This window comes from Oscillibacter sp. (assembly GCF_040505565.1).
GTDB lineage: Bacteria > Bacillota > Clostridia > Oscillospirales > Oscillospiraceae > Oscillibacter.
This window is the reverse complement of record NZ_JBEUWZ010000021.1, coordinates 57398-74406: the sequence shown is the minus strand read 5'-3', so window position 1 is coordinate 74406 and position 17009 is coordinate 57398. Positions and strand designations below refer to the sequence as shown.

Below are 17009 nucleotides of genomic sequence, written 5' to 3'. Positions count from 1 at the left end.
ACCTCTGCGGTCCTGCGGGACCGCAGAGGTGCGCGCTTCAGTGTTTACAGAGTTTCGATTGCCCACAGAGGCAGATTCAAAAGTCCCGGCTCCCGGCGATAGTTCTCCAGCGATGTCCGGATCGACTGCTTTGGCTCGAATTTCTCACGGAAGACCTTCAGTTTCTTGGACTGGAGGTTCTGCGCCGCAGTAACTTCCACAGGAATGGCATCCATGCAGTTATCCACCAGAAATTCCACCTCCGCCGTACCGCGCGGGGCGACCCAGTAGCAGATCACCATCTGGTTCAGAGAATCCAACTGCTGCAGGACATACTGCTCCGTCAGGGCTCCATGGTATGCCTTGAACACCGCGTTATTGTCCAGCAGCATATTCTGCTGCAGACCCATCAGGCAGCTCAGCAGACCCACATCCGGCAAGAACAGCTTGAACGATCGGGGGTCCTCACTGGCTTCCAGCGGAGATTCCGGAACCGCGGCCCGATGAATGTCCCGGACAAGACCGTTGTCTGTCAGCCAGGCCAGGGCGGGCTCAAACTCTCGTGCCCGCGCCCCTTCCTTCATCAGCCCGAAAACAAATTTTCGGTTTTCCCGGTTTAACTGCTGAGGAATGCTGTTCCAGAGCATGCGGATACGGGGCAGAGCCTCGTTGGGCGCATATTTTGCAAAATCCTGCTCATAGATGGCCAGAATGTGATGCTGGGCTTCCCGGGCAGCCGAAAAGTCCCGGTCTGCCGCAAATGTCTTCACTGCCTCGGGCATGCCGCCAACAAAGAAATAGTATTTTAAAAGACGTATATAGTCCTGCCTGAAATTGGGCGTCAGGTCGTAGCGGTGTTCCCGCAGCAGCGTGACGTATTCATCCTTTCCGATGGCTGAAAGAAACTCAAAGAAGGACATCGGGTGCAGATCAAAGACCTCCACCCATTCCGCCGGAAAGAATGCGCCTTGTCGCAGGGCCGAATCAAGCCCGCTGCTACCGCAGAGAATATGATACTGGGGCGCATCTTTGCTGAAAAGCTTCAGACAGGCAAGCGCCTGGGGAACGAACTGAATCTCGTCAAAAATCAGCAGAGTGACCGCCGGGTCAATCTTATGCCCGGCATAAAGCTCTAATCCGATAATGATCTGCTCCACCGAGGGGGACCCGGAGAAAAGACCGACTATCTGCTCGTTGTTCACAAAGTCAATATAGACGGAACTCTCATATTCCTTTTTGCCGAATTCACGTAGCAGCCAGGTTTTTCCAACCCGGGCCGGTCCCCTCAGAATCAAGGGCCGGCGGGTGCTTCGCGCCTTCCATTTTTTTAGATACTCGTATGCAGAACGAACCATTCGAGCCACTTCCTTTTTTTAAATCAACAGATCCGGACACAACGTATGACTGCGAGGACGTACGATGTGCCCGTCACAGACCGCGCCCGCTCCGACTCCGAAAGGAGCCGGAACGGGCATGGACAGAAAGAAACTTGTCATATTTTCAATTATAGCATGATAAGCCGAAAAGTCAAATGACTTTTCGGCTTATCCGCACATAAATTGCATAAAGGCTGAGGGAATATCACATGCCTTTTTGTGAAAAGTAACAGAATAAGTAAAATGATGACAAATCTATTTACTCATGTAACGAGCTAAATTCCGTACCGTGCAAATTCGTATAAGGCGCTTACGCAAGACCGTTTCAAAGCATAAAAACGGACTGGAAAGATCCGCTCTTTCCAATCCGTACAGTTGCCTGAAAAGTTCCCGGATTTTCGGGTAAATTTCCGATACTGTTGGTTTCCCGGTTTCAAAGCGCCGCAAAAGCCATTTTAACTTCTCAAGCTATCGCCGCATTCACTTTCCCGCCAGAAGCGTCAGAGCGTCCCGCTCCTCGATCAGGGCCTCATACAGCTCCGACAGCGGGGCGTCTCCCGGCTGTCCGTGGCGCAGGGGTTCCACCAACCCGCCGCACAGCTGATACAGCCGAGTCAGGCCCAGATTACCGGCGACACCCTTCAGTGAATGAGCGGCCTCAAACGCGGCGGCATAGTCCTCTGAATTCAGCGCGGCGCCCAACGCGGCAAAGAATGGGTCGTCCATAAAGTAGCTAAAACAAGTGGCGTAAAGCTCCTCGTCGTTTACCAACCGGTTCATGGCGCCGTCCATGTCCGCGCCCGCGGCGCGGAGCCTGTCAGTCAACTCGCTCATAAGAACGCTGCCTTACTCAGTGACAATCAGGGCAATCAGCTCCACCGGAGCATTGCTGCGATTTTCCATGCCGTGGGACTGACCGTAGCCAGTTTCGGTGATGTCCCCGGCGTGGAGGATCACTTCCGTGCCGTTGTCATTAAATACGGCCTCGCCGCTGAGAATGTAATAAAACTCTGTCTCATGCTCATGGGCGTGATACCCGATAGAGCAGCCGGGGTCCAGCGAGATTTGGTTGAACAGCCGGGCGCTGTGGTACATTTGCTCCGGCTTTGCCAGCACTTTCATATGTACGAGGCCCTTTCCTCCGGCCACCTGCTTTTCCCCGCGGGCACAATTTGCAGAAACCTGATACATCTGAATATCCTCCTATTCTTCCTTTAAACTGTCAGCTTGCATACGACGGTATCCGGTGATACAATCAACGTGTAAGAGACGCTCGTGTATTTATCTTTGTGGTTATTATAGCAAGACTGCGCAGGAATGTCTACCCTCGCAAAGAAAATGTGACCATCATTTACTGGAAAGGGGCTGCCATGAGAAAAATTGCATTTGCGCTGGCAGCGCTTATGCTGCTTTCGGCGCTGTCCGCCTGCGGACAGCGGACTGAGGCGCCGCCCTCCTCATCCACATCTTCCTCCGAACCGTTGAAACTGGAGACTCTGCGGCTGGAACTGACGCGCAGGGAAGCTTCCTCTGCCTCTGTGCTGCTGGCGGTGCTGCAAACGCTGCCGGACGAACTGAAGTCTGCTTTGGCGGACCAGGGCGTGGAGGTCGGGAAGGTGGAGGTCTCCGTGGGCGCATCCCCTGCGGCCACGGCGCAGGCACTGGACGAGGGCGGTGTGGATCTGGCGGTGCTGCCCGGTGATTCCTTTGTGGAAGTGGGTGGAGACGCGGTGCCGCTGCTGACGGCAGGTGTGCGGACCGCCCTGCCCGACAGCGGGGACACGGCAGAGTGGCTGGGCGTGGAGACAAGCTGGAGCGAAAAGGCTGCCGGCGGACAGCGAATGCTGATTCTGGCGGGGCCGTCGGACTATGGCCGCCAGCTGGCCTCCAGGGCCGCATCGGGAACTCCCCTCACCTGGGATGAGTTGGATCGGGCTGCATGGATCATCGGCTCGGACGGGAAAAACATGGCCTCTGTTTGGCTTGCGGACAACTACGAGGGGAACACCATCTCCGATCTCGGTGATCTGTCCCGCAGCAATTCTGCCGGCGACAGCGGGATGTCTCTCCTGTCCGCCCTGGCGGACGGCAGTGCCGACGTGGCCGTTCTTCCCGCCGATATGCGGATAGATTTTGCGGATCATTGGCGGGCGGGGCTGAACCGCTCCCGCAGCATTTTTGAGGAGACCTCCGTCATCGGAGTCACGGAGAAATTTTACGACACGGTCCTGGCGGCCCGCCCAGGCGACGAATTCCTGAATGGGCAGCCGTTCCGCTCCGCGCTGGCAGCAGCGCTGAGCGAGGTGTGTTCTGTTCAGGGAGAGACAGCCTCCGTTATGGGCGGGGTCCTTTCCGCTCCGGTGACCGACGGTGATCTGGACGGAATGCGTCGGTTGGCCACGCTGGGGAATTGAAAGATGGCGGAAGACAAGATACGCCCGGAAGCAAAGCTTGCTTCCGGGCGTATCTTTTTGCGATTAGCTCTCCATGTGCTTGCCCATAAACGAGGCAATGGTCTGTGCCAGCTTATACTCTGTCTCCGAGACCGGGATGGCGGGCTCCTGCCCGACAAATACGACCGCCCCCAGCAGATCGCCCTCCGACAGAATGGGAGCTGCCAGCAGGACCTGAAACTTTTCGTTGGCGTCGCTGACCGGCATGGGCGGCTGGGTGGGTTCGAACTGATAGACTTTGCGGGACTCCAGATGCTCTTCCAGCTCCGGGGAGATGTGCTTGCCCAGCAGTTCCTTTCGTCCGCCGCCCGCGACGGACACGATGTTATCCCGGTCCGTAACGGCGCAGATCGCGCCGGTGGACTTGCTGACGGACTCGCAGAGCTGTCCTGCGAAGTCCTCTACCCCGCCCAGCAGGGAATACTTTTTAAAAATTACCTCGCCGTCCCGGCTGGTGTAAATCTCCAAGGGGTCGCCGTCATTGATAACATTGACATCGTAGACCTTATCCGGTCGGCGGGTTGCCGACTGAATTAGCTTGGAATGTAAGATATCTGCGATGTCTGACTTAAAATTTGTGGAATCCTCCCCTGCCATAGCGGCCACGGCGGGTTCGTCCATGTCCTGAAGTGTTCCGCAGCGAAGCAGGGAGTCAATATCGGCTGCCAGCTGCACTTCCATGTGATCTGTATAGACCCGGATGGAGTGAATGATCAGTTCCAGATCGTTTCGCTCCAGATGTTCCTTGCTTAAAACATTGTCAAAGACCTCCATCGCGGTTTTGGCGGCTCGGTTGACCTGAATGATGGTATTGCGTTTGTTGCAGGTCAGTGCGATCTGATTTTGGATGCCTTCCATGCGATGGACGAGATCACTTTCCATTTCGTCGTAGGTTTGCTCAAGAATCTCCTCCTGCTCCGGATGTTTGATCAGGTCACGCACCCGCTGACGTTTCGTGATTTTCAGCTCCTCCTGCAAATCTTCCAGCTGTCTGGAAAGAACCTCGGAGGACTGCTCCTCCTGTAAGATAACAGCGTCCCCGCTTACGAGAGAGGTGTTTAGCTGCTTGAGCATCTCGGAGGAATTGTCCCGCACACGGCGCAGATAGGACTTCAAAAGCTCATCCAGTTTGTCCACACGGATGTGATGGCTGGTGCAGCCCTTCAGTCCTCGGCGGTGATACGTGCCGCAGGTATATGCGGGCTTCAGCTCCTTCCGGCTCATCGCAAACATGGGACTTCCGCAGTCGCCGCAGAATAGAAATCCGGAATAGACATTGTCGTTGATTTTTACACCTCGGTAGTTGAAAGAAGTGCGCTTTTCCCGCAGAGCCTTCGCGGTGGCAAAGGTTCGGTATTCGACGATGGGCTGATGATGGTTTTCAAACACCAACTGATCCGTGATCTCCCGCTTTATGTCGGAGCCGTTGATCTTCTTGCGGGTGTACTTTCCCTGCCGCAGCGTTCCAATATAAAAATCGTTGTCCAGAATCCCTTGAATGGTCGCAATACTCCAGGCGGACTTGACCTTGCGGCGGAACTCCCCACCGGCAGCCTCCTTGCGGCTGCACTCCGACATCCGGGGCGTGGGAATGCCCAGACTTGTCAGGTAGTTTGCAATCTTCATATAGCCCCATCCGTCGATATATCGGGCAAAGATTTGGCGGACAAGATCGGCTTCTGTGGGTACGACTTCAAATGCCTGCTGCGCGTTGATCACATAACCATAAGGAGCCGCACAGATCCATTTGCCGTCTTCCTGCCGCCGTTTGATGACGGATTTAACTTTTTTGCTGGTGTCCGTTACCGGCATTTCATTAATTAAAAACTGAAACTGTATTTTCAGCCAGTCGTCGTCGTTGGGAAAATCAATTCCGTCTCCGACGGAAATGATGCGGACGCCTGCATCCCGGAGATCCTCCAGCTCCACAAGCCCTCGGGAATTTCGACGGGAAAATCGGGAGAAATCCTTGATTACAAGAATGCCTTTCCTGTGGCTCATCAGCTCCCGCCGCATGGACTGATAGCCGTCCCGCTGTTCAAACGTATAGCCGGACTTGTCACGGTCTTCGTAAAAGGTCAAGGTGCTGCTGGGAAACTTGTTGCGAACAAAATCATCAAGAATGGATTTCTGATTCTCAATGGAGACATTATCCCGATCCAGCTCCTCGTCTACGGAGATACGGCAGTATCCGGCAATATCGAAGTGATCCGACATTGTTATACCTCCACATAAAGCGATGCTATATAACATTGTAATCGACGGGCTGAAAAAAAGCAAGGGGCCAATGTGAATCCGAGAGCAGTCTATTAACAGAGCCGTGATCGACTCGATGCTGCCGACGGCAATCTTTTTAGGGCTTTTGACAACCCGGCTGTTTGGATATCCAGCTCTGCTTGCCGTTTGCAGTTATCATTCAGCAGGTCCCGGGTCTGCTGCGTAAGGTCTTTGGAACCTGAGAAAAAAACGGCGACAAAGTACCCGCTTCGGTAATAACGCTGGCAACGTGCTTTCAGGTCTGCCCTTAGAGCGGTATCGTCTTGCTCAGCATGGGTTAACCAAACCTCAACGGTCTTTTGCTGCTCTGATACGGAAAATTCCACAGACTCATCTCCTCCACAGGTAAAGTCTGCTAAATCAAGAAAATTATACACGGGTCAAAGAAACAAATGACTACGCATGGGACGTTGCATGGATATGAGATCGCATGATATAATTGTAAAATTGTATCTGCAATCGCCGCGCTGTGTGCGCGGCGATTTGAAAAGGGAGATGGGTCTGATGGCGAAGTATTTTGCAGAGATACAGGAAATTTACGAGGATTATGTGGAGAAGACGATTCAGCTAAACCGCAACAGAAAGCTAGGCGAGGGCATCTTCGGTTCGGCAGGTCCCAAGACCGATCCCTGCCATGGTGTTTTTGCGGACATCGTAAAAACCAGGCTGGACGCGGCGGCGCGGGAAGGAATCTCCTCTGCTGAGACACGGGAGATTCTGGAGTACATATTTAAGATGCCGGTTGAACAGCAGGAAAATAAGTTGGCATATTGGATGCTGCTGGCAGTTCACGGCGCGGCGCTGAACTTGGCGGAGAGGCTGGATGCCTCCGATGCAGAGCCGCTGTTGGCGCTATACCTGCGGCTGTACCCAAAATATCAGTGGCTGCCGGTCCAAAAGCAACTGGTGAGTATTTTGAAAGCGCGGCTTAGAGAATAGACAGAAAAATACATAGCGCTCCATAAACGCCGCCGGCACGCTGTGCCTGGGTTTATGGAGCCGCCGCCGTGGATATAATATGGATAAAATAGCTAAAAAAATATAGAAAATAGGGGGAAAAATTTTACAAGATGTCTGAAAGTAAAATTTGAAAATATAACCAGTTCTGTAACCGGTGTGTGCTATACTCAGTCCAGAACAAAGAGAGGAGGATTTGTGGATGCCAGGTAAAATGACCGGCAATGAGTATCGGACAACAATCGTATGCATCGACTCCTACCAGGAGAGCGAGCCGCGCGGCAGAGTCTACAACGCGTCTCTGGACGGCGGGGAAGCTTTTGAAAGCCTGATGCAGTTCCTCCTCAGGATGGAAAGCCTGCTGGACGAAATGAAGTTTCCCCAGTCCTTCACCGCGAGAAGGGAATTCGCCCCGGCGGCGGGGCCGCTGGACGCCGTCTCCGGGGACGGAGAGCGGCGGGGAAAGCTGGCTACCTTCACCGTCAAGATCCTGTTCCGGCAGAACGCCAGCTGGCAGGGCTGCGTCACATGGCTGGAGAGGGGAAAGGAGGAGAGTTTCCGCAGCGCGCTGGAATTGGTCTTTCTGATGGACAGCGCGATTTCCGCGAGTATGCAAAGCGGGAAACTCCGGGCAAGCTCATAAGTTAACACTCGAGGGAGAATCAGAAGAAGAGGAAATTACTGAAAAGGCAAACCGGTGGAAAACCCCGGGACGCAAAGCACGGGAGCTAAAGCGGAGACGCCACGCCTGCCCGGCCGCCACGTATTTCGATCTCACAATTTGAAAGGAGAACGAAATGATGGCAAAAATAACAAAAAAGAGAGTTTTGTCCCTAATGATGACGCTGGTGCTGATGTTCAGCCTGCTGCCGACAATGGCATTCGCCGACGAGGGCGACGGAGTCGTTAGCAATATTACCCATCAGGGTGAAGTTACCTGCTACGACGCCGATGGCAACCCGGTGACATCCGGCGATTGGGCTGTCGAGCTGCATAAGACGATTGAGGCCACCGCGAACCCAAATCAGTATAACATCACACTGGATGTTCAGGTTGCCCCCGACAAGACCATCAACACCACTCAGACGGTCGGCGCGGACATTGTAATGGTGTTCGACATGTCCAAAAGTATGGACGGCGCCAGGTGGGCAAGCCTGACTGCCGCGTCGGACAGCTTTATTGATGCAATGCTTGGAAACGGCAATCCCAATCACAACCGCATTGCCATTGTTGGATACGGCGAAACTTACGCCATGATTCGAGACTGGACCGACTCCTCAACTACAGCTAGGAACAGTTACCGGAATGGATCAGGCACTTGGAAGACCTGGAGTGATATGCAGAGGGCTTATTCCTTAGGCTCATACACAAACTGCCAGGCGGGGTTTTATGCGGCGGACCAAATGTTGAACGGCTCAAGAGACAATTCCGCTCAGTACGTGGTCTATATGTCCGACGGCGAGGCAAACCGCTATTATAAACATAGCAACAACATTTCTTATACCCCCACGAGCAATTTGGGATCGGATACCGAGACGTCAGTCACGGCTGCGAAGGAGCAGGCCACTCGGCTGAAGCAGAACCATTCCGGCGCCAAGATCTATACCGTGGGTCTGGGCACCGGCAGCAACGCGGTTCTGGATCCGAACCACAGCTATGTACAAGAATATGGCTTTTGGCTCGGTCCCGTGTGGATTGAGACTTCTACTGAAACCATCCACGACGGCAATACGGCCGTGAACGAGTTCCACGAGGGAACCACCGCGAACATTCAGATCATTTATAACCAGATCGGCACGCAGATCGTGTTGGAGACACATCCCTGGACCGTATACGACCCCATGAGCGTTTATGTGGATTTGGCGGGCGGTTCCTTCTCCGGAGACGGCGCTGCTGACCCCGCAATTGTCAAGACGGACATGAACGGCGCACGCATTGTATGGGATCTGCGGGCGCTGGCTGCCGCGAACCCCAGCCAGAAGCACTTCACGCTGACCTATGCCGTCACTTTGGACGACAACGTCAACAGCTGGGAAAACCATCCTGCGGGCAACTTGACCAACGATACGACGCAGCTGGTTTTTAAGATCAATGAGACAAGCGGCGGCACCACGGTTTCCCATGACGCTGTTACCGTCAATTTCGATGTGCCCAAGGTGAAGGCGGACGTTTATTCCGTCACATTGAAATACTTTGTAGACGGAGTTGAACAGACGGGTTTGCAGGGCACTGTTTCGAAGCTGGACGGAACCGAACTGGATCTGACTTCCGCTGATTACCAGAAGACCATCGGCAGCGGCTATACTTCCTTTGTGAACCGGAAAGATGACGCCGGCATCGCAATCGGGGATAGCATTACCGTTAACGCCGCCAACAACGGCAAGGTTATCTGCTATTACTATGAGACCGCTTATCCCCTGACCATCCACTACTATGATGCCGATACCGGGAATTCTATAGCAGGTGTGAATGACTATGTGACATCCATTCCAGTCAGTAACCCCTCCTACTCCGTTCCTTCTCCCGATGTGGACGGGTATCATCTGGTAAACGGTGCGAATGCCACGGTCATCGGCACAATTAGTGGCCCTACGGTGATTAACGTTTACTACGAGAAGAACTATTATCAGGTGCACTACAGCTTTACCGGCTCGTCGTCCCCGGAAGGCGTGGCTGCTCCTGTCGATGGAACGACGTACCGCTTGGGAGACCCTGTGACCGTGCAGCCGGCGATGTCCGATGAGCACTACAATTTCTCCGGTTGGAGTACAGGAAACTTCACCATTGACGGAACCATCACCACAACCGGCTCCGGTACGCAGGGTGATCCGTGCATCATCTCCATCACCGGCTCCTGGACCGCAAAGTCCTATAACCTGGACATGATCTACCAGTTCAGCGAGCAGGCAAAGCTGGATGAGTTCCTGGCGGGGCGCGAAGCGGCTGCCAACAATGCGGAATATGCTGGGGACGCTTCAGAAGATGAGATTACCGCCGCCAAAGAACAGGCTGTGGCTGCCTATGACGCCGGCTGGAACCTGGGGACTTTCGCGGAGTCTTATACCGCGGCAAACGGCACAGACTATGATAACGTGTTCGTCAAGGTTCCCAAGCAGAGCATGTCATATAACACCGCCTATGACCTGACTTCCAGCCAGGTGGATGTCCCCAACTATAAGGAGACGCTGGCAGATGGTTCCGCGGCTGTCAGTGGTAATCTGGCGCAGAATTCCACGGTAAGAGTTCTGCTGAATAACGACCTTTTCCAGGTGACGGTGAACCACTACAAGCAGACTCGTAGTGGCTATGAGCTGGTATCTCCCAGCGACATTTCTGCTAAGAACAGCGGAGACAGCTATACGGTTGCGTCCCGAGACATCAACGGTTATACCCTTAAGGCGGATGACGCCTCCAAATTGGGAGAGTATCCCGTGAGCGGTGATGTGACGGTAAATTTGTACTACGACGCAACGCCCTATACCGCGAACTTCAACTTTACTAATACGGCGCCCGAAGGTGTGATTGCGCCGACCGAACAAGGGGACATCTGGTTCGGCGAGAAGGTAGCTGCTCCCGGCACCACCGTTCCCAACGGCTGGAGCTTTTCCGGCTGGCAGACCCGTACCGGCGATGGTACCAAAGAAGCCCCCTATGTGTATAGCGACTATAATTTCGATACTGCCATCTCCAGTGATGTACTCCTGTACGGCACTTGGACACAGCTTCAGTACACGGTGAACTTTGGCTTCGTCGGCGGCGATAATATCCCCGGCACAGCATCTGCACCGCTCCCCCAGACCCTGACTTACGGACAGCAAGCGACGCAGCCTGCCGTCGATGCTTCTGCTTACAGCACGGATGCCGTGACCTATCACTTCGACGGATGGTACACCAGTTCCACCACGTTTGATGATACCACACGCTATAGTTTTGACACCTCAGTGACCACGACGCCGGTGTATCTGTATGGCAACTGGACCGCAGAGGCAAATTCGTATTCTTATACGGTCCAGCACTGGGATCTGGATAAGAACGTGATGATCAGTGAAACGACACCCACCCCCGCTTCCCTGCGTTATGGAACCGTGATTGCTGACTCCACGACGACTCTCGATGGCGCAGGGACCTATGCGCTGGGCAGCTCTGCGCTGGACAGCTATTATGGCGGAACCGGCTGCGGTGAGTTCGTGAGTGCTGAAGGCTGCACGATTGGCACAACGGGTAACGTCATCAAGTGCAACTATCAGGCAAAATCCTTTGGATTAATTGTTCACTATGTTTATCAGGATCAGACACCGGTACAAGACAACAACGGCAACAGTCTGGATTTCAGCCAGAATTGCAAGTACAGCACGCCGTATTCTGTGAGTTCTCCCGCGGTACCTCACTACCATGTGGACGCTCTGCAGGAAAATGACGTCGACGCGACGCTAAACGGCAGCACCGTAGCCGGTACAATGCCTGGACACGATGTGACTTTGACTGTGGTTTATGCACAGGATACGCAGTACAAAGTAACGATCAACTATCTGGATAAAGCTACAGGAAATTCGATTGAGGGCGTCGAGTCTAAAGAAATTGGCGGCTTCTATGCCGGTGATCCTATTAGTGTCGCTGACGACTATACCTCCGGCAAGTCGATTGAGAAATACTCCTATGACAGCATGGATTCTATTCCCACAAATATTGGAAATGGAGATGTGACAGTCAACGTATACTTTACCCGCGACACTTATACGTTCGTTGAAAAGCACATCGATAACGTCACCGGCAGTGAGATTGCCAATACCGGCAAGCAGCAGACCCTGAATGTGGGTAACGATTATACAACTGCTGCCCTGACGGGCACTGCGATGCCTTCCAATTACAAGCTGGTGAGCGGACCTGTCGTTACTGGCACGGCAACCAAGGGCGGGGCCGTAGCCGTGACCTATTACTACGGTCCAAAAGCCGATGCAGCCGTCAACATTCAATATATTCTGGTAGAAGCTGACGGAGAGGGATGGAAAGATCTTGAAACTCTGGGTAGCAGCAGCAATAACTACAAGGAGAGCGATCCCTATGATCTGAGCTCCACCGTAGCAGCATGGGGCGCAGCACACAGCCAATACACTCAAGTCAAGAGCGACGAGATGACCGGGACCCTGAACGGCGCGGAGACCAAGACACTGAAGGTCTATTACACGCTGAACAGCTATGAATTCACAGTTAAATATTACAATGATCATAGTAATACTGAAATCGCTCCCACTCAAGGCATGAATGTCACCGGCACCGCGCCTTATGGATTTGTGCTAAATCAGGAGATAGTTTCCCGGACGCTGGAAAATATTAATTGGATGTTGGCCCTGTCGCCCAGTGGGTATTCCATTGATAAGATTGTTTATGTTGCAATAGGCACAGATTCGTCCAAGAATATCATTGAAGTCCACTATAACTATACTCCCTATAGCGGCGGTGGCGGCCACGACGATGAATATGATCCCCCCGTCGTGATTTCCAACAATCCCACCCCGCTGAGTCCCACTCCCGGAACTACCACGACGATTCCCGATGGCGATGTTCCTCAGACGGAGATCCCCGATGAGGAGACCCCGCTGGCAGCTACTCCCGCAAAGACCGGGGATAACCTGATCCTGTGGGTCCTGGCGGCCGGTGCGTCCGGAATCGGCCTGGTTTGGGTTTCCCTGATGGGAAGAAAACGCAGAGACGAGGACGGCTCACAGAACTGATCCGAAAACGGAAACAAACGGCAAGGGGCCGGGCAATATGCCCGGCCCCTTGTGTTGCTTTATATGCGCTGTTCAGATAGTCTCCTGCGGCTTTCAATCTCCGGTCTCTAAAAATCTGCTTTTCAGCAGGGCAATCTCTCGACCGTAGCCGCTCACGTCCTCCTGGGGCGTTTCCAGATAGAAGGGGAGGCTTCGCAGCCGCGGGTGGTTGATGATGGCGGTGAAGGCGGAAAGACCGATGCTGCCCTCGCCGATCTTCTCGTGGCGGTCCTTATGGCTGGCAAAGGGATTCTTGCTGTCGTTTAGATGGATGGCCCGCAGGCGGTTCAGGCCCACGGTCCGGTCAAAGGAGTTCAGTACGCCGTCCAAATCATTTACCAGATCATACCCGCCGTCGTATACGTGGCAGGTATCCAGGCACACGCCCAGCAGCTCCGGGTGTTCCACCCGGTCGATCACGGATTGCAGCTCTTCAAAGGTGCGGCCCACCTCACTGCCCTTGCCCGCCATGGTCTCAAGGAGCACCGTGGTGGACTGCCCGGGGACCAGGACCGCGTTCAGCGCCTCTGCGATCAGAGCGACGCCGGCGTCCGCACCCTGCTTCACGTGACTGCCGGGGTGGAAGTTATAAAGACTGCCGGGGAGATGTTCCAGTCGGGCGAGATCGTCCGCCATCGTGTTTCTGGCAAACTCCCGAAGGCCGGGGTCGGCCGCGCAGCAGTTCAGGGTATAGGGCGCATGAGCCAGAATGGGGAACAGACCGTGTTCCACGGCAAAGGTGCGGTAGGCGGAAATATCCGCCTCGTCCAGCGGCTTCGCTGCGCCGCCGCGGGGATTGCGGGTGAAAAACTGAAAGGTGTTGGCGCCGATTTCCACAGCTGTTTTCCCCATGGATAAAAAGCCCTTGAAAGAGGAGAGATGACAACCGATTTTCAGCATAAGAGCTCCTTTCTCATAGATAATTTCCCGAACTCAGGTATACAGACCTCACAGTCCGGCGGTCCGGCCCTCCGCCATCATGGGCCGCAGAGACCGCACTCTGGATAGAACCGCCAGCAGGATGCCTCCCAACATATAGCACACCACGGCCTCGCCCAGACCCACCGTGAACGCGTTGTAAGCCAGCGCCGCCGGGAACGCGGCGGTGAACCCGGTTTGCTCAAAGGCAATGACCGCGCCCACGATGCCTGCGTTGCAGAGCACCGGCGGCAGAGGAGCCAGCCATTTGCTGGGGCACTTCATCGTGAGGACCGCCGCCAGAAGGGTTGCAAGGGAGCCAAACACAATGTCCAGCGCGCCGTAAGGCGACAGCAGATTTGCGACCAGGCACCCCACAAACAGCCCCGGCGCCGTGGCTGGGAACAGAAAGGGCAGGACGCACAGCGCCTCGGAAAAGCGGAACTGAACCGGGCCGTAGGCCACGCCGAAAATGGCGGCGAAGTAGCTGAGGACGGCATACAGTGCGCCAACCACACCAGCGATTGCAATCTGCCGGACGGAGAATTTAGATTTGGACATAAAAAAAGACCTCCTTAAATTTCGGAGGCCGTCATGAATCACGCAGCGCGCACAAAAAGGCGCGCGCGACCTCCATTTTTTTGTTTAGAGAACGGCAATGTCCTGTTGCCGAACGAACGCCGCAAGCGGCGCTTGGACAGGGAGATGGCACCTGTCGCTTCGGAGTATAGCACAGCGAACGGACAAAAGTCAAGGGGCCGCCCATTTTGGCGGCCCCTGATTGTTTATTTTCCTGAATCGGTGACGACGATGCAACATAGGTCTGTGGTTTTGTCCGCATGGACAGTCGGCTCCTGCGAGTAGTCGATTTTATCCAGGATCGTCTCCATCTCCTCGGAGGTCATTGCGTAACCGGTGCCGGTATCGCCGCTGTTGACGTTTGAATAAGGCTTGCCCTCGTAACCGTTCAGCAGGTCGGTCAGCTGCTGACTGGGCGCGAGCTGGACAACGCTGGCGAATACCACATTATCATATTCCACCCAGCTGTCCTCGCCCGAGCTTGCACCATTCCCCGATGCTATTGACGCCCCTCCCCCTCCGGCAGCGTCCTGCGTGCCGCTGGGGGCAATCATGCTGTACAGCTTTGGGGACTCCTGGGCGGGGGTGGTTGTTTTCTCATTGGAACTAGCTCCCGCACCAGTGAGCGCGTCGTCCGGCTCGCTGCCGGCAGCAAGTTGCCCGTTATCCACCTTGGCGTCCAGACTGCTCTCCATGTTTCTGGACTGCATCTCCGTGGATGCGCTGCTGCCTGCTGTACCAGAGGAGGACGAGGGAGCGGCCGCTGCGGAGGCCAACGAGGGCGCGGTCGCGCCGGAGGGACCGCTAAAGGGCATCACCCGCACCGCCGTAAACACGATGAGGGCGCAGGCCGCCAGTGATGCGGCTACTTTCATCCATTGGTTTTTCTTCTTTTGAGGGACGGCATGGGCTCGTATCGCCGCCATCACGCCGTCAGCAAGGCCATCAGGGACCTCAATTTCATCAATGTTATCAAACGCGGCCCGGATCGCCATGGCATCCCCCGCGTAGGCGGCGCAGGCAGGGCAACAGGCAAGGTGCTCCCGTACCCGAGTGGCCTCGTCCGCGCCCAGCTCTCCGTCAATAAACGGGTCCAGAAGGGACGCATACTCTTCACAAATTTTCATGTTACTGCCCCTCCTTCTCTGTCTTCTTGGACGGAGCGGCGAATGAAAAGTTCCCGCTTTTCACCAAAAATTCGCAAAGCCGCTTTCGGCCCCGGTTAATTCGTGACTTCACAGTCCCTATGTCCACGTCCAGCGCATCTGAAATTTCCTGATAGCTCAGCTGGTGCAGCTCCCGCAGAACCAGCACCACCCGGTAGTCGTCCGGCAGGGACTTCAGCCCTGTCTGAATGGTCTCCTGAAGCTCATGCCGCTCCGCTTCCTCGTGGGGCGTGAGGCGGGAGTCGGGGATGTCCAGATTCAACTCCCCATCGTCCAACGAAACGGTCTTCTGCCGCTTTTCCCGGCGGAGAAGGTCTACAGACGCGTTCATCGCCAAGCGGTACAGCCATGTCGCGAAGCTGGCCTCGCCCCGAAAAAAGGGCAGGCTCTGCCAAGCGGAGAGAAACGCCTCCTGTGCCGCCTCCTGCGCATCCGGAGAGTTGCCGCACATGCGGAGCGTAAGCGCGTAGACCCGCTTCTCATAGCGAAGGACCAGCGTTTCAAAGGCGTCCGCGTCTCCCGCCCGGGCGGCCTTTATCAGTTGTTGTTCCGGTATGTCATTCATTTCAGATCCCTTTTGATCCCTTTCGTCACATTGTAGACGTCCTCCAGCGTGTTCATGCGGACGATCTGCTCCTTATAATAATTCGCGTGGGAAATGCCCTTCAAATACCAGCAATAGTGCCGCCGGGCCTCCAGCACCGCCGTCCGTTCCCCGCGGGCCGCAGCGGATAGCTCGATCTGCCGCACCACGGTGTCGCATCGCTGGGAAAGCGGCGGCAGCGGCGGCATGGGCAATCCCGCAAGCAGCGCCTTCGCTTGGGCAAACAGCCAGGGGTTTCCAAAGCAGCCTCGCCCGACCATGGCCATATCCGCGCCGGTGTGCTTCAAAATTTGGACGGCATCCTCGGGCTTGAAAATGTCGCCGTTGGCGATGACCGGAATGCATACCGCTTCCTTTACCGCCTTAATGGAGTTCCAGTCCGCCTGCCCGCCGTACATCTGGGCGCGGGTGCGCCCGTGGACCGCGATTGCGGAGATGCCCGCCTGCTCCAGAAGCTTTGCCACCTCCACGGCGTTCAGATGCCCCATGTCCCAGCCCCGGCGAATCTTCGCCGTCACCGGCACGGGGCTGGCCTTTACCACGGCCTCGGCTACCCGGGCGGCCTGTTCCGGGTCCTTCATCAGGGCGGCTCCGTCCCCGTTGCCCGCAATCTTCCCCATGGGACAGCCCATGTTGATATCTACCACATCCGCGCCGGAGAGCTCCGCAGCGATCTGAGATGCCTCTGCCATACAGGCAGGGTCACTGCCGAAGATCTGTACGGCAAACGGGTGTTCTCCCGGAAAGGGGGCCAGCAGTCCGCGGGTCTTCTTATCCTGATAGCACAGAGCCTTGGAGGATATCAGCTCCGTGCAGGTATAGCCCGCGCCAAGCTCTGAGCAAATCTGACGGAACGAGGCGTCCGTCACTCCCGCCATGGGGGCGAGAGCCAGCTTTGATTGAATTTCCAATGTCCCAATCTTCACAAA

The 17009-nt window shown here is 55.2% G+C and carries 14 protein-coding genes and 1 riboswitch; of the genes, 4 read left to right on the top strand and 10 right to left on the bottom strand.

Going from position 1 to position 17009, the window contains the following annotated elements:
• Positions 1–44: 44 nt before the first annotated feature.
• The 3 genes from ABWQ15_RS11175 to ABWQ15_RS11165 all read right to left on the bottom strand — a co-directional run bounded on the left by ABWQ15_RS11175 (position 45) and on the right by ABWQ15_RS11165 (position 2546).
• Positions 45–1334: an ATP-binding protein gene (locus ABWQ15_RS11175; protein ID WP_353908851.1), complete on the bottom strand. Its 1290-nt coding sequence runs from the start codon at positions 1332–1334 to the stop codon at positions 45–47.
• 501 nt (positions 1335–1835) lie between these two features.
• A complete protein-coding gene (locus ABWQ15_RS11170; protein ID WP_353908850.1) occupies positions 1836–2189 on the bottom strand; it encodes an Hpt domain-containing protein in 354 nt (117 codons plus the stop codon).
• Positions 2190–2201: 12 nt separating this feature from the next.
• Positions 2202–2546, bottom strand: a complete 345-nt coding sequence (locus ABWQ15_RS11165) for a cupin domain-containing protein (RefSeq protein ID WP_353908849.1) — start codon at positions 2544–2546, stop codon at positions 2202–2204.
• Positions 2547–2725: 179 nt separating this feature from the next.
• Between ABWQ15_RS11165 and ABWQ15_RS11160 the strand changes: the two genes are divergently transcribed.
• Positions 2726–3769, top strand: coding sequence for a hypothetical protein (locus ABWQ15_RS11160; protein ID WP_353908848.1), 1044 nt, complete (start codon positions 2726–2728; stop codon positions 3767–3769).
• Between the two features lie 63 nt (positions 3770–3832).
• Here ABWQ15_RS11160 and ABWQ15_RS11155 read toward each other — a convergent pair whose 3' ends face one another.
• Positions 3833–6025, bottom strand: coding sequence for a stage V sporulation T C-terminal domain-containing protein (locus tag ABWQ15_RS11155; RefSeq protein WP_353908847.1), 2193 nt, complete (start codon positions 6023–6025; stop codon positions 3833–3835).
• 92 nt (positions 6026–6117) lie between these two features.
• On the bottom strand, positions 6118–6411 hold the full coding sequence (locus ABWQ15_RS11150) for a hypothetical protein (RefSeq protein ID WP_353908846.1): 294 nt from the start codon (positions 6409–6411) through the stop codon (positions 6118–6120).
• A 178-nt stretch (positions 6412–6589) separates the two neighbouring features.
• On the opposite strand from ABWQ15_RS11150, the gene ABWQ15_RS11145 reads away from it, so the two are divergent.
• From ABWQ15_RS11145 to ABWQ15_RS11135, 3 genes are all read left to right on the top strand, one after another.
• Positions 6590–7024 carry a hypothetical protein gene (locus ABWQ15_RS11145; RefSeq protein WP_353908845.1) on the top strand — a complete coding sequence of 145 codons (435 nt, stop codon included), beginning with the start codon at positions 6590–6592 and terminating at the stop codon, positions 7022–7024.
• A 220-nt stretch (positions 7025–7244) separates the two neighbouring features.
• Positions 7245–7685, top strand: a complete 441-nt coding sequence (locus ABWQ15_RS11140) for a hypothetical protein (RefSeq protein WP_353908844.1) — start codon at positions 7245–7247, stop codon at positions 7683–7685.
• Positions 7686–7720: 35 nt separating this feature from the next.
• Positions 7721–7806: riboswitch (cyclic di-GMP riboswitch) on the top strand.
• A gap of 36 nt (positions 7807–7842) precedes the next feature.
• The gene (locus ABWQ15_RS11135) at positions 7843–12774 is read left to right on the top strand and encodes a MucBP domain-containing protein (RefSeq protein WP_353908843.1); all 4932 of its coding nucleotides are present in this window, start codon (positions 7843–7845) and stop codon (positions 12772–12774) included.
• A gap of 93 nt (positions 12775–12867) precedes the next feature.
• Here the strand turns inward: ABWQ15_RS11135 and ABWQ15_RS11130 are convergent, their stop codons facing one another.
• The 5 genes from ABWQ15_RS11130 to dusB form a co-directional block, all read right to left on the bottom strand.
• The gene (locus ABWQ15_RS11130; RefSeq protein ID WP_353908842.1) at positions 12868–13713 is read right to left on the bottom strand and encodes a deoxyribonuclease IV; all 846 of its coding nucleotides are present in this window, start codon (positions 13711–13713) and stop codon (positions 12868–12870) included.
• Between the two features lie 48 nt (positions 13714–13761).
• Entirely contained in the window at positions 13762–14292 is a 531-nt protein-coding gene (locus ABWQ15_RS11125) for a QueT transporter family protein (RefSeq protein ID WP_353908841.1), read from the bottom strand.
• Positions 14293–14516: 224 nt separating this feature from the next.
• Positions 14517–15437, bottom strand: a complete 921-nt coding sequence (locus ABWQ15_RS11120) for an anti-sigma factor family protein (RefSeq protein WP_353908840.1) — start codon at positions 15435–15437, stop codon at positions 14517–14519.
• Between the two features lies 1 nt (position 15438).
• On the bottom strand, positions 15439–16041 hold the full coding sequence (locus ABWQ15_RS11115; RefSeq protein WP_353908839.1) for an RNA polymerase sigma factor: 603 nt from the start codon (positions 16039–16041) through the stop codon (positions 15439–15441).
• On the bottom strand, positions 16038–17006 hold the full coding sequence (gene dusB / locus ABWQ15_RS11110; protein WP_353908838.1) for a tRNA dihydrouridine synthase DusB: 969 nt from the start codon (positions 17004–17006) through the stop codon (positions 16038–16040). Before dusB ends, ABWQ15_RS11115 begins: the two co-directional genes overlap by 4 nt.
• Positions 17007–17009 lie beyond the last annotated feature (3 nt).